The following is an 11,987-nucleotide window of genomic DNA, read 5'->3' as shown; positions in this document are numbered from 1 at the left end:
GTTCAGGTGCCCCAATCATAGAGAGAGCTCACCGTGACAGATGACTTCGTGAAGCCAAACCTCAACGGACTGCCTCCGGGCGTCACTTTCGACGTGACGATCGAAATCCCCAAGGGCACCAAGAACAAGTACGAGATGGACCACAACACCGGTCGCATCCGCCTGGACCGCACGCTGTTCACCTCCACCCAGTACCCCTACGACTACGGCTATGTCGAGGGCACCCTGGGTGAGGACGGCGACCCGCTGGACGCCATGGTGATCGGCAACGAGCCGACCTTTCCGGGCTGCCTGATCGAGTGCCGCGCGATCGCAATGTTCCGGATGACCGACGAGATGGGCGGCGACGACAAGCTGCTGTGCATCCCGACGGCCGACCTGCGTCGCAACCACCTGCAGGACATCACCGACGTTCCCGAGTACATGCTGCTGGAGATCGAACACTTCTTCACGGTCTACAAGGACCTGGAGCCCGGCAAGTCGGTGGAGGGCGCCACCTGGACCGGCCGCGCCAACGCCGAGGCCGAGGTTGTGAACTCCTTCGAGCGCGCCAAGGGGACGGCGTACGAGCACCACACCGTCTACGTCTCGCACTGATCCTGGACACATCAGGCACGCTCGCAATGTGGCGAGTCGCACGGGGGTGCATCGCAGCGCCGTCGTGCCGCTGAACACCGAAAGGGCCCGCTCCACGGAGCGGGCCCTTCTGTTTGCCCTGAACACCCACCGGCGCGACGTCGGCGACGGGGCGTTCCCGGGCGTCAGGCGAGCAACCAGAAACCCGTCCCCGCCATCGCCAGGCAGCCGGCGGCACCACCCAGCAGGTAGGCCAGGGCCAGTGCGGCTCGGCCCTGCTGCACCAGCCGCACCACCTCGACACTGGCGGTGGAGAAGGTGGTGAAACCCCCACAGAAACCGGTACCCAGCACCAGTTTCACGTCGGGGTCCATCCCGTCGCGCAGCGTGGCGGCGGTGAGCATCCCCAGCAGCAGGGAGCCCAGCAGGTTGATCAGCAGGGTGCCCAGCGGGAAGGACCCGGGGCGACGGGCACGCACCAGCGCATCGACGACGAAGCGGGCCGTCGCCCCGACACCGCCCAGGAGCGCCATCAGCACCAGGTTCATCACGACCCCATCACCCGTTGGGCAGCCAATCGGGTACCGGACAGCATTCCCAGCCAGGCCAGCAGCACCCCGCCCAGCAGGCTGATCGCCAGATAACCCGCTGCCAGCCCCGGCCGGGCGGCGTCGGCCAACAACACCGTCTCGGTGGCCAGGGCGGACATGGTGGTGAAGGCCCCCAGGAAGCCGGTGCCGAAGAACAGGCGGGCCAGCCGGGGCCGACCCTTGTCGGGCGCCAACCGCAGCAGCATTTCCAGCAGCAGGCCCAGGCAGAAGGCCCCCAGCAGATTTGCGGTCAGGGTGCCCACCGGCCATCCGTCGCGGGTCGCCAGTCGCTCGACTAGGCACCAGCGGGCCAGCGTGCCCGCGCTACCACCGACGCAGACCACCAAGAGGTAGCGGGGCCGCAGGTGCAGCGGCCGCGCGGAGGCCAAGTGGTCGACGTCGGGGTCAACCGGCGGCCGGGGGTGGTCAGCGGGCATCACGGGTTCACCTCCGGCTAGGTTGCCTGCTGCGATCATGGGAGACTTGAGCGGTGCCGAACCATCTGATGCTGCTCGCCCCGTCCGCCAACCGAGTGTACGCAGGTGAGTCCGCGCAACTCGCCGCGGGTGAGCTGAGCATCAGCGCACCCTTCGTGCGCAATGTGGCCCCCACCACCGTCGCCGGGGTCGACTACCTGGGCTTCGACGCCGACCAGCTGGACGATGCGGCGCTGCGCACCCTGGCCCGCCAGTCGGCCGCGCTGGCCCTGTTCGGCGTCGAGGGGGAACTGCTGCGCCCCGTCGAGCTGCCCGACGCGCTCACGCTGGACGACGACCTGGTGACCATCCCCAAGTACCCGGGCAAGACCAATGAGCAGTTCACCCGACTGCTGGTCAATGTCACGCTGGCCAGCATCGACACCGAACTGAACCCCAAGGCGGCACAGGGCCCGCTGGCCATCCTGGATCCGCTGTGCGGCCGTGGCACCACCCTGCTGGTGGCCTGGCTGCTGGGCCACAACGGCTACGGCGTCGAGGGTGATGAGAAGGCCGTCGAGCAGATGGCGTCGTATGTGAAGACCTGGCTGCGCCGCAAGCGGATCAAGCACACCGCCGACACCACGCCGGTGCGCCGGGAGGGCAAGTCCGTCGGCAAGCGCTTCGACGCCAAACTGACCACCGAGAAGCTGGAGCTGACCGTCTTCACCGGCGACACCCGCACCTCGCAATACCTGTATGGCAAGAAGAAGTTCGACGCCATCATCACCGACGCCCCCTATGGCGTGGTGCACGGCGCCCACCACGCCACCGACGTGCGCGGCCATGCCGGCAAGCGCGATCGCTCACCCGCGGGGCTGATCGGTGAGGCGCTGCCGGTCTGGGCCAGCCAGCTGCGCCCAGGCGGCGCGTTGGGGATGAGCTGGAACACCTACGGCCTGGCCCGGGAGGACCTGGCCGAGCTGATGCGGGCCAGTGGCCTGGAACCGCAGGATGACGAGCGGTGGAAGGGCTTTGCACACCGCGTCGACGCATCCATCAACCGGGACCTGATGGTCGCCGTGAAGCAGGAGGAGATCCGATGACCCGCACGCTGGTGCTGATGCGGCACGCCGCTGCCGAGGGCTGGGCCCTGACCGGGGACAAGGGACGCCAGCTGAACGAGATGGGCCGCAAGGAGGCCGCGCTGGCCGGTCAGGAGCTGGCCGGGCTCGGCATCCAGCACATCCTGTGCTCATCGGCGGTGCGGACCCGGGAGACGGTCGACTGCCTCAACCTGGGCGTGCCCGTGGAGTACATGGACGCGCTGTACAACTGCAGCACCGAGACGCTGATGCAGCGGATCGGCGAGATCGACGACGAGGTGACCGGTCTGCTGGTGGTGGCCCACTCCCCCGCGATCCCGTCGCTGGCGGCGGACCTGACCTGGGCCGGCGACCCGTCGACCGCCGATGACATGAAGTGCTGGTTCCCAACCGGCGCCTTCAGCCACTTCACGCTGGAGCGCGGCTGGGCGAGCCTGACCGACGACCAGAGCCTGAAGCTGGCGGGCATCCGCCGGCTCTGACCTGCGGGGTTCAGCGGTATCCGCGCCGCCCGGCTCCGTGGCTCTCAGTAGATGATGTAGACCCGCACCGAGGTGCCACGGGAACACACGATCAGCCGGTCGGCGGTGCAGCTGAAGTCATAGGTGGTACCGCTGACCGGGCTGGTGGCCTTCAGCTGGAATGTGCCCTTCGGCTTGTCCGGGAGCGCCTGCTGCACGGCCTTCGCCAGACCGCAGCTGGTGCTCTGACTGGCGCCGACAGCGGTGGTGCACACCTTGGCCGATCCCGGCAGCGTCGTGGCCCGATCGCTGGTGTCCTCCGACGGCGTGGGTGTCGGGGTGGGCGTCGGGGTGATGGTGGCCTTCTTCTTGGCCGACGCCTTGTGCGAGGCGCCACCCACCGGCGACATCTTCAACGGCCCGATGTGCCGCATCAGGGGCGCGACGGACACCATCAGCGCGAGCGCCAGCAGCCCGGCGCCGAAGCAGAGGGCGAGCACCAGCTGGGTCCGGCGATGCCGACGCAGGCTGTCCCGCGCACTGCGCGGTTTGGCGGTGATCCAGGCCAGGGACGGGAGGGTGGTGATTGCGGCACCGGACATCAGGTCGGCCCCGCGATCCTTCATCGCCGTGCCGCGTTGCTTCAGCGCACTGCCGGTGGCCTGCAGCGCGCTGCCCGCAGTGGCCAGCGCTCCCTGGCCGGGTTCGGCGTCGCGGCTTGCTGGCGCGTCGGTCGTCGCCGCTGGGGCAAGCCCGACGATTGGTGCAGGATGTGCTTCGACGACGGTGACCGACGAGAGATCGCGAGCTCTCGGGTCGGCCGGCCGCTCGGCCGCGACAGGGCGGGCCGTGGCCGCGCCGGCCACGGCGTCACCGGTGGCCGCGCTGGCGGCGGGGGCCGGAGCGGCGAGTGCGGTGAACCAGTCCTTGACGCGCGTCCACGCACCGGGCTCCCACTCCCCGTGCTGGGGGGTGGTGCTCGGGATACCGTGGCGCTCCCGGATCAGGTCGAAGGCTGCCCAGGAGCCGGGGGGCGGGGCGGGTCGAGCCTGCGCGCTCGGGGCCCCGGCCACGCTCGGGGCGCCCGTCGCGCTCCCGGGGCCAGGCGTGGGAGTGTCGAGCTCGTGATCGTCCCTGAGGGTGTTGTCAGCAGCGGGCGCCTGGGCGGGGTTCGTGGTCAGCGCCACCGTCGGTGGGTGGTCGACCTCCGGGAAGATCTCGGAGAAGTCCTGCCCCGGCTCCTGGGCCGAGGTCAGCCGGATCGCGCCGGCCTGCGAGAGTTCGGCGGCGCAGGCGGGGCACGTCGTGGCGCTGGCCTCCACCTTTCGGCCACAACGCGCGCAAAACATGTCCCGCCTCCATACCTGCTCCGGGCCAGGTGGACGGCCCACCTGCTTGACTTGGGCTGGCGCCCGATCTGCACCGACGCCGCCCAACGACCCGGGGAGAAGATATGCTCCAAGACCCGCCACTGCGACGTCGCAGTGTTCAAGCCGCAACGCTACTGCTCAGCGGTGCCATCACGGGTGCTTTCCTGACAACTGGCGCGGTGGTGCCCGCGGCCGACGCGGCGCCACCGGCCGTCGCGCAGGCGCCTCTGGCCCAGCAGATCCAGCCCACCACGCTTCCGGCCGAGGAGGCAGCCCTGCTGCCACAGGCCGCCACCGGACGTGAGGTCAGCGCCCTGGTGCAGCGGCTGGAGCGCAAGCACGGTGCCCTGATCTCGGTGGCGGTGCTGCCGGTCGGCTCCACGGCCACACCGTGGCAGACCGGTCGGCTGAAGAATGCGGCCGCCTGGTCCACGTCGAAGGTGCCGGTGGCGATCGCCGCACAGCGCAAGTACCCGCGTGGGGCCAAGACCCGCGCCCGGATGCGCGCCGCCATCACCGCGTCGGACAATGCCGCGGCCGAGGAACTCTTCCGCTCCCTGGGCACCAGCCGCCAGGCCGCGGCGGCCACCACCGCGGTGATCCGCGCCGGTGGTGACCGGCATACCGTCGTGCCGTCGGTGCGCAAGCGTCGGGGCTACACCATCTTTGGCCAGACCGGCTGGAGCCCGGCCAACCAGGCCCGGTTCACCGCCTCGCTGCCCTGCCGAGGAGATGCCGCGAGCACGCTGTCACTGATGGGGCAGGTGCGCTCTGACCAGCGCTGGGGGCTGGGCAGCATCCGTGGCGCGCGATTCAAGGGCGGTTGGGGCCCGGAGCGCAATGGCCGCTACACGGTGCGCCAGCTGGGCGTGGTCACCGTCAAGGGCCAGCGGCTCGCCGTGGTGATCGTGGTGGCCAATGTCGGCTACGCCACCGGCGTCGGCATCACCACCCAGCTGGCCAAGCAGGTGGCGGCCCGCCCGCCGAAGCTGGCCACGCCCGCCCGGCGCTGCTGAGCCCACCAAAGCTGGACGACTGTACTGACCGCATCTGGCACCGTAGTCGGTGCCGGATGCGGTCAATGGCCGAAACCCGCCCGAAACATGGGCGCGGATTTCTTGACATCGCTGTAACACCGGCTCAACAGTGCGGAAATTCACACCCGGCACTGTTCTCCGCATGAACCTGATCGAGATCAATGCGGGTGACACCGCCTGGGTCCTCGTCAGCGCCGCCCTGGTGCTGCTGATGACCCCCGCGCTGGCCCTGTTCTACTCCGGCATGGTCCGCTCCAAGGGCGTGCTGAACATGATGATGATGTCCGTGGTGAGCATGGGCATCGTCGGGGTGCTGTGGGTGCTGTACGGCTATTCGATGGCCTTCGGCAATTCCTGGCACGGTCTGCTGGGCAACCCCTTCGAGTTCGCGGGGATGCGCGGCCTGTTCGATGCGACGGTTGGCGCCGAGGGCCACCAGATCCCGGCCTTCGCCTTCGCGGGCTTCCAGGCGGCCTTCGCCGTGATCGCCGTCGCGCTGATCAGCGGCGCGGTGGCCGACCGGATGAAGTTCTCCGCCTGGGTGGCCTTCAGCGTGCTGTGGGCGACCGTCTGCTACTTCCCCGCCGCCCACTGGGTCTTCGCCTTCGACGGCTTCGCCGCGGAGCGCGGCGGTTGGATCGCCAATGACGTCAAGGCCTTCGACTTTGCCGGCGGCACCGCGATCCACATCAATGCCGGCGCCGCCGCGCTGGTGCTGGCCATCGTGCTGGGCCCGCGGATCGGCTTTCGCACCACCCCGATGCGGCCGCACAACCTCACCCTGGTGATGCTGGGTGCCGGTCTGCTGTGGTTCGGCTGGTTCGGTTTCAATGCCGGCTCCGCCCTGGCCGCCGACGGCCTGGCAGCGATGGTCTGGGTCAACACCCTGGTGGCGGCCGCCTCGGCGATGCTGGCCTGGCTGGTCACCGAACGCTTCCGCGACGGCCACGCCACCAGCCTGGGCGCAGCGTCGGGGATCGTCGCCGGGCTGGTCGGGATCACCCCGGCGTGCGCGGTGGTGACCCCGCTGGGCGCCATCGCCGTGGGTGCCCTCAGCGGCGCCGCCTGCGCCTGTGCGATCGGCCTGAAGTACCGCTTCGGCGTCGACGACTCGCTGGACGTGGTGGGCGTGCACCTGGTGGGTGGCCTGGTCGGCACCCTGGCGGCGGGGCTGTTTGCCAAGGGTTCGCTGGCCGACGGGGCGGCGGGCCTGTTCTATGGCGGTGGGCTGGAGCAACTGGGCCGTCAGGCGCTGGGAGCCGTCGCCGTGCTGGTCTACAGCCTGGTGCTCAGCTACCTGTTGGCGCTGGTGGTCGGCCGGACGATCGGGCTGCGGGTGGATGCCCGCGCCGAGGCCGCCGGGATCGACCTGACCGAGCACGCCGAGAACGGCTACGACCTCTCCCGGGTGCAGTACTCCAGCTACAGCAAGTCGCTGGTCGTCCCCCTCCCCCAGAACACCGAGAAGCAGGAGGTCGAGGCATGAACCTCGTGACCGCCATCATCCAGCCCGACGCCGTCGACGACGTGCAGATTGCCCTGCACCAGCACGGGATCAACGGCATGACCCTGACCGAGGTCTCCGGCTATGCCCGGCAGCGCGGCCACACCGAGGTCTACCGCGGCGACGCGATCACCATCGACTTCACCGACAAGGTGAAGCTGGAGATCCTGTGCGCCGGGGACGAGGCCTGGGCCGTGGTCAAGGTGATCTGCGACGCGGCCCGCACCGGCAGCGTCGGCGACGGCAAGGTGTGGATCTCCCCCATCGCGGATGTGGTGCGGATCCGCACCGGGGAACGCGGCGACGCCGCCATCTGACGGGTACGCCGGGCGTGCTCGCTGCACAAGGAAGGGGATGAGGGGCGGTGCCGATGGCACCGCCCCTCATCGCCGTCCGCAGGCGAGTCCCCGGACAGTCACAACGCCCGGCGGGGCGCCACCGGCGTCGGGTGGTCGAACAGGTCCAGCATCAGCGCATTGGTCAGGTCATGGCTGGCCTCGCGCAGCTTGCTGACGTCGACCGCCTCGAAGCGGTCGGCGACGGTCGGTTCGGCACCGGCCAGCACCCCCTCGTGGTCCGCCCGAGTGACCTCCGCCACCCGAACGGCAAGATCGCGGCGCAGCTCCTCCCCCAGCACACCGCCCTTGCGGCTGGCACGGTGCGCCACCTCGGCGCCGTACTTCTCCAGCTCGGCCACCTCGTCGCCGTCCTCGCTGGTCAGCATCCGGCCGGTCTGGGCCAGGATCCAGGCGCCGTCGTGGTAGTTGCCATAGCCCAGATCGGCGACCGCCTGGCGCAGCAGCGGACGGTCGTCGCGTTCGGCCTGCCGGGCGATCAGGTCCAGCTGCAGGCCCAGCAGCCGCTCCCCGGAGCGGGTGGAACCGCCCAGCCGGCCCAGCGGCACCCGCGGATCGCTGCCATTGGACTGGGCCATGGTGTCCAGCAGCTCCGCGCCGGCCTGGTCCGCGGTGTGCACGGTGTCGCGCAGCGGAACCGCCTTGATGAACATGCTGATCGCGAAGACCAGGATGCTCAGCGGGATGCCGATCACGAAGACGGTGTGCAGGGCGTCGCCCAGCCCCGCGCGAATCGCCTCGGCCACCACGGGCGGCATCTTCGCCAGGGCGTCGGGATCGAGCACGTCGCCGGTGGACAGCTGTGCTCCGCTGGCCTGCATCTGGGCCGCCACCTCGGGCGGCAGGTGACGCGGGATGGCGGTCTTCATCTGGGTGGTCATGATGGTGCCGAAGACGGCGATGCCGATGGTGTTGCCGACATTGCGGAAGAACTGGGTGGCGGCGGTGGCGACGCCCAGATCCCGTCGGGAGGCGGTGTTCTGCACGGCCAGCGTGTACTGCTGCATGCACAGGCCCAGGCCGATGCCGAAGACGGTCATCGCCAGGGTCAGCTGGCCCTGCGAGGAGCCGACGTGCAGCCGGGTCAACAGCCAGAAGCCCACGCCCATGATCGCCACGCCGCTCAGCATGAACTCCTTGTAGCGGCCGGTGCGGCTGACCAGCAGGCCGCCCAGGATGCTCAGCCCGATCAACGCCAGGTTCATCGGCATCAGGATCAGGCCGGAGTTCGTCGCGGATACCCCCAGCACGCCCTGTGCATAGACCGGGATGTAGATGATGGCGCCGAACATCAGCATGGAGATGAAGAAGCCGGCCAGGTTGCTCAGCGTGAACAGCGAACTGCGGAACAGGCGCAGCGGGATCACCGGCTCGGCGGCCTTGCGCTCGATCAGGACGAAGGCGACGGTCAGCACCGCCCCCGCGATGTACAGCCCGATCACCTGCGGGCTGCTCCAGGCCCACGTCGTGCCACCCATGGAGGTGGGCAGCAGCAGGCAGACCAGCGCGGTGGAGAGCACGGCCATGCCCGCCCAGTCGATGCTCACCTCCCGCTTCTCGTGCGGCAGGTGCAGGAAGCGGAAGATCGCCCCGAAGGCGGCGATGCCCACCGGCAGCGACGCGTAGAAGAGCCAGCGCCAGCCCCAGTGGTCGGTGATGAAGCCGCCGGCCAGCGGACCGGCCACCGAACTCATCCCGAAGACCGCGCCCATCAGGCCCTGGTACTTGCCGCGCTGCCGCGGCGGGATGATGTCGCCGATGATGGTCTGGGAGAGCGGCATCAGGGTGCCGGTGCCCAGGCCCTGCACAGCGCGGGCGAAGACCAGGAAGCCGAAGCTGTGCGAGGCCCCGGCCAGGCAGGTGCCCAACATGAAGACCAGCAGGCCGGCCAGGTAGAACCCGCGCCGGCCGTAGAGGTCGGAGAGCTTGCCGACGATGGGGACGGTGATCGCGCTGACCAGCATGGTGGCGGTGGCCACCCACGAGTAGTGGTCCATCCCGCCCAGCTCGGCGACGATCCGGGGCATGGCCGGCCCGACGATGGTTTGACTGATCGACGCGACGAACATGCCGAGCATCAGGCCGATGAAGATGCGCTTGTTCTGCGGGCTGAGACCCTCGAAGGCCTCGCTCGGCGCGTCGGTGCCCGAGGCCCCGGGTCCGGGCGAGGTGCCCGGGGTGTTGCCGGGGACGGCGGCGGTGGTGGACATGCGGAACTCCCTGTGGTGCAGCGGATGCGGAGGTGGGATGGTCGCTGCGAAAAGCCGGTCTGCGGGAGCCCGGATCGTGGCCTCCCAGATTTCCTTGGGCGGGTGGTGCGACTCATCCAGTGTGACAAGAACTTGCAGTTACTGCAAAATATTCCGCATGAGTGCAGATCAGCCCGGGCCAGCTGGTCCCGAGTTCCCCGGTGCCGAGGAGCGCGAGGGCCTGCGGGAGCGCAAGAAGCGCCAGACCCGCCATGGCCTGCACCGCGCCGCCATCGTGCTGGTCAGCGAACGTGGCCTGTCCGGCGTCACCACCGACGACATCGCCCGGGCCGCCGGCGTCTCCCCGCGCACCTTCTTCAACTACTTCCCCACCAAGGAGGCCGCACTGATGGGCGTGCCGGAGGTGATCGTCGAGAAGGTCTCCCGACTGGTGAGCGAACGCCCCGGCGACGAGCCGGTCTGGGCCAGCACCCGGCTGGTGGCTGAGCGGCTCGCCCAGCTGAGCACCCGCGACGAGAACCTGTGGCGCCGGCGTCGCTGTCTGATGGCCAACCGGCCGGAGGTGGCGCACCTGGTGATCTCCAGCGAGCGCGCCCTGGAGACGGGCCTGGTGGAGGCCCTGGTGGCGCGGGCCGAGACGCTGCATCCCCAACTGGCCCCGTGGCGATCCCGGATGATGGGGATGACGGCCCTGTCTGCAGTGCGGATCGCGTCGGTGCTCGGGGACGATCCCGACGAGGTGCAGCGGCTGCTGCGGGAGATGCTGGACGCCCACGACGAGCTGTACGCGGGCTGATCCACTGACCAGCGCCGATCCGGCCGGGCGCCCCACCCGGAGTCAGCCGGGCGGGGGTCAGCCGGGCGGGGGTCAGCCGGGCGGGGGTCAGCCGGGTGAGGGTCAGCCGAGCAGGGTCTGCGCGACGGCCTCGCCGGAGCGGACCGCGCCCTCCATGTAGCCGTTGTACTTGCTGGCGTACTCCGCGCCGGCAAAGTGCACGCGCCCCTCGCTGGCGGCCAGCGCGGGCCCGGACGTCGTCCAGACACCGGGCGCGAAGTGGGCGCCATGGCAGCCCCCGGTGAACTCCTCCGCGGCCCAGTCCCGATCCACATACGCGATCGGGGCGGGGTGCTCGGCGCCGAAGGCGGCCTTGACCGTCTCCTCCATCGCCCGCTGCCGCAGGAAGCCGGAGCGCTTGCCGACGCTGGAATCACCCTCGAAGAAGCCCATCAGCACGCCGTGCTTGTCGTTCGGTCCGGAATTGTCGAAGATCACCCGCATGGCGCCCTCGTCGGAACCCAGCTGACCGGACAGGCCGGCGCGACGCCACCACGGCGCCTCATAGACCAGGGCCGCCTTGATCACATTTCCCGCGGGGACCTTCTGCGCCATCTGGCTTCGCCATTCGGGCAGTGCCGGGGTGAATTCCAGCCCGCAGACCAGCCGCGGCGGCAGGGTGATGACCACGTCACGCGCCTGCAACTCGGTGCCATCGGCCAGGATCACGGTGACCACATCGGCCTCCTGACGGATCCCGCGAACCTCCTGCCCCAGGCGCACCCGATCTCCCAGGGGCTCGGCCAGCAGTTCACAGATCTGCACGATGCCGCCGGCGATCCGCTGCTGCTGCACACCGCCGTTGACGGCGATCAGGGACTCCATGTCCACGCCATTGTTGACCCGCTGCAGCCCCTCCACCAGATGCGTCTGGTCAGCGGAAACTCCCATCGCCGAGTCGAAGACCCGGCCGAACCAGGCTCGCGCCCCGGGGGTGCGCAGGTTGGTGGCCGCCCAGGTGCTGACCGTCTGCTCCAGCCACTTGCGATTGGCGTCGGCCCACGCGGCATCCTTGATCACCCGCTCGGCAAGGCGACGGAAGCGCAACAGCCCCTGCCCCAGATCGGCCATCTCGAAGGGCGACAGATCCTGCTCGATCTCATTGTTGGTGGGCACCTTGCGGGAGGCACCGCCCACCCGCACCACGATGTCTCCGCTGGTGGGATCGAGCGCGGTCAGGGAGAACTGGTCCACCAACTCGTACATCCGGGTGTGCGACGGGGAGATCCACTGCCCGCCCATCTCCAGCACCGCGCCCTCGGCGGTGACATTCTCCAGCCGCCCGCCAACCCGATCCCGGGCCTCCAGCACGACGACATCCCGGCCGGCCTGCACCAATTTCGTCGCGGTACTCAGACCGGCCAGTCCGGCCCCCACCACTACACAGTCCAGCATCGCGACCCTCCAGGATGACGTGTCATTTTCTGGGCACGACTCTACTTGGGCGCTCCGACGAGAAATTCGCCGGGGGCGCCCTGCAGGAACATGGCACAAGGGGTCCCACCTGACGGTGGGACCCCTTGCCA

General features: G+C 69.6%; 12 protein-coding genes. 7 read left to right on the top strand and 5 right to left on the bottom strand.

What is annotated here, in order from left to right; translation table 11 throughout:
- Positions 1 to 33 precede the first annotated feature (33 nt).
- Positions 34 to 597: an inorganic diphosphatase gene (locus AAEX57_RS01990; RefSeq protein ID WP_342090583.1), complete on the top strand. Its 564-nt coding sequence runs from the start codon at positions 34 to 36 to the stop codon at positions 595 to 597.
- A gap of 164 nt (positions 598 to 761) precedes the next feature.
- Here the strand turns inward: AAEX57_RS01990 and crcB are convergent, their stop codons facing one another.
- Together crcB and AAEX57_RS01980 are read right to left on the bottom strand one after the other, a co-directional pair.
- Positions 762 to 1,124: a fluoride efflux transporter CrcB gene (gene crcB, locus AAEX57_RS01985; protein ID WP_342090582.1), complete on the bottom strand. Its 363-nt coding sequence runs from the start codon at positions 1,122 to 1,124 to the stop codon at positions 762 to 764.
- Positions 1,124 to 1,603, bottom strand: coding sequence for a fluoride efflux transporter FluC (locus tag AAEX57_RS01980; RefSeq protein WP_342090581.1), 480 nt, complete (start codon positions 1,601 to 1,603; stop codon positions 1,124 to 1,126). Before AAEX57_RS01980 ends, crcB begins: the two co-directional genes overlap by 1 nt.
- A 53-nt stretch (positions 1,604 to 1,656) precedes the next feature.
- On the opposite strand from AAEX57_RS01980, the gene AAEX57_RS01975 reads away from it, so the two are divergent.
- Both AAEX57_RS01975 and AAEX57_RS01970 read left to right on the top strand, forming a co-directional pair.
- On the top strand, positions 1,657 to 2,688 hold the full coding sequence (locus tag AAEX57_RS01975; RefSeq protein ID WP_342090580.1) for a TRM11 family SAM-dependent methyltransferase: 1,032 nt from the start codon (positions 1,657 to 1,659) through the stop codon (positions 2,686 to 2,688).
- Positions 2,685 to 3,170 (top strand): SixA phosphatase family protein, encoded by a 486-nt coding sequence (locus AAEX57_RS01970; RefSeq protein ID WP_342090579.1) that lies wholly within the window; start codon positions 2,685 to 2,687, stop codon positions 3,168 to 3,170. The genes AAEX57_RS01975 and AAEX57_RS01970 overlap by 4 nt, the downstream gene beginning before the upstream one ends.
- Positions 3,171 to 3,214: 44 nt before the next feature.
- Here AAEX57_RS01970 and AAEX57_RS01965 read toward each other — a convergent pair whose 3' ends face one another.
- Entirely contained in the window at positions 3,215 to 4,498 is a 1,284-nt protein-coding gene (locus tag AAEX57_RS01965; RefSeq protein ID WP_342090578.1) for a hypothetical protein, read from the bottom strand.
- 104 nt (positions 4,499 to 4,602) lie between these two features.
- On the opposite strand from AAEX57_RS01965, the gene AAEX57_RS01960 reads away from it, so the two are divergent.
- The 3 genes from AAEX57_RS01960 to AAEX57_RS01950 all read left to right on the top strand — a co-directional run bounded on the left by AAEX57_RS01960 (position 4,603) and on the right by AAEX57_RS01950 (position 7,377).
- The gene (locus AAEX57_RS01960) at positions 4,603 to 5,535 is read left to right on the top strand and encodes a hypothetical protein (protein ID WP_342090577.1); all 933 of its coding nucleotides are present in this window, start codon (positions 4,603 to 4,605) and stop codon (positions 5,533 to 5,535) included.
- A gap of 163 nt (positions 5,536 to 5,698) precedes the next feature.
- Entirely contained in the window at positions 5,699 to 7,042 is a 1,344-nt protein-coding gene (locus tag AAEX57_RS01955) for an ammonium transporter (protein WP_342090576.1), read from the top strand.
- Complete coding sequence (locus tag AAEX57_RS01950; RefSeq protein WP_342090575.1) at positions 7,039 to 7,377, top strand: P-II family nitrogen regulator; 339 nt, start codon at positions 7,039 to 7,041, stop codon at positions 7,375 to 7,377. The genes AAEX57_RS01955 and AAEX57_RS01950 overlap by 4 nt, the downstream gene beginning before the upstream one ends.
- Positions 7,378 to 7,475: 98 nt before the next feature.
- Here the strand turns inward: AAEX57_RS01950 and AAEX57_RS01945 are convergent, their stop codons facing one another.
- Complete coding sequence (locus AAEX57_RS01945) at positions 7,476 to 9,626, bottom strand: MDR family MFS transporter (RefSeq protein ID WP_342090574.1); 2,151 nt, start codon at positions 9,624 to 9,626, stop codon at positions 7,476 to 7,478.
- Positions 9,627 to 9,783: 157 nt separating this feature from the next.
- On the opposite strand from AAEX57_RS01945, the gene AAEX57_RS01940 reads away from it, so the two are divergent.
- Positions 9,784 to 10,422 carry a TetR/AcrR family transcriptional regulator gene (locus tag AAEX57_RS01940; protein ID WP_342090573.1) on the top strand — a complete coding sequence of 213 codons (639 nt, stop codon included), beginning with the start codon at positions 9,784 to 9,786 and terminating at the stop codon, positions 10,420 to 10,422.
- 102 nt (positions 10,423 to 10,524) lie between these two features.
- On the opposite strand, the gene AAEX57_RS01935 is transcribed toward AAEX57_RS01940, so the two are convergent.
- Positions 10,525 to 11,856 carry a flavin monoamine oxidase family protein gene (locus tag AAEX57_RS01935; protein ID WP_342090572.1) on the bottom strand — a complete coding sequence of 444 codons (1,332 nt, stop codon included), beginning with the start codon at positions 11,854 to 11,856 and terminating at the stop codon, positions 10,525 to 10,527.
- Positions 11,857 to 11,987: the final 131 nt, after the last annotated feature.

This window comes from Luteococcus sp. H91, assembly GCF_038433135.1.
In the GTDB taxonomy this organism is placed as follows: Bacteria; Actinomycetota; Actinomycetes; order Propionibacteriales; family Propionibacteriaceae; genus Luteococcus.
Note: the sequence above shows the minus strand (reverse complement) of the source record. Positions and strands in the feature narration are given on the sequence as shown.

Bases quoted from the DNA above. Each gene is read 5' to 3' on its own strand.
- AAEX57_RS01935 (WP_342090572.1), bottom strand. From the start codon at position 11,856: ATGCTGGACTGTGTAGTGGTGGGGGCCGGACTGGCCGGTCTGAGTACC.
- AAEX57_RS01945 (WP_342090574.1), bottom strand. From the start codon at position 9,626: ATGTCCACCACCGCCGCCGTCCCCGGCAACACCCCGGGCACCTCGCCC.
- AAEX57_RS01950 (WP_342090575.1), top strand. From the start codon at position 7,039: ATGAACCTCGTGACCGCCATCATCCAGCCCGACGCCGTCGACGACGTG.
- AAEX57_RS01970 (WP_342090579.1), top strand. From the start codon at position 2,685: ATGACCCGCACGCTGGTGCTGATGCGGCACGCCGCTGCCGAGGGCTGG.
- AAEX57_RS01940 (WP_342090573.1), top strand. From the start codon at position 9,784: ATGAGTGCAGATCAGCCCGGGCCAGCTGGTCCCGAGTTCCCCGGTGCC.
- AAEX57_RS01965 (WP_342090578.1), bottom strand. From the start codon at position 4,498: ATGTTTTGCGCGCGTTGTGGCCGAAAGGTGGAGGCCAGCGCCACGACG.
- crcB (WP_342090582.1), bottom strand. From the start codon at position 1,124: ATGAACCTGGTGCTGATGGCGCTCCTGGGCGGTGTCGGGGCGACGGCC.
- AAEX57_RS01980 (WP_342090581.1), bottom strand. From the start codon at position 1,603: ATGCCCGCTGACCACCCCCGGCCGCCGGTTGACCCCGACGTCGACCAC.
- AAEX57_RS01955 (WP_342090576.1), top strand. From the start codon at position 5,699: ATGAACCTGATCGAGATCAATGCGGGTGACACCGCCTGGGTCCTCGTC.
- AAEX57_RS01960 (WP_342090577.1), top strand. From the start codon at position 4,603: ATGCTCCAAGACCCGCCACTGCGACGTCGCAGTGTTCAAGCCGCAACG.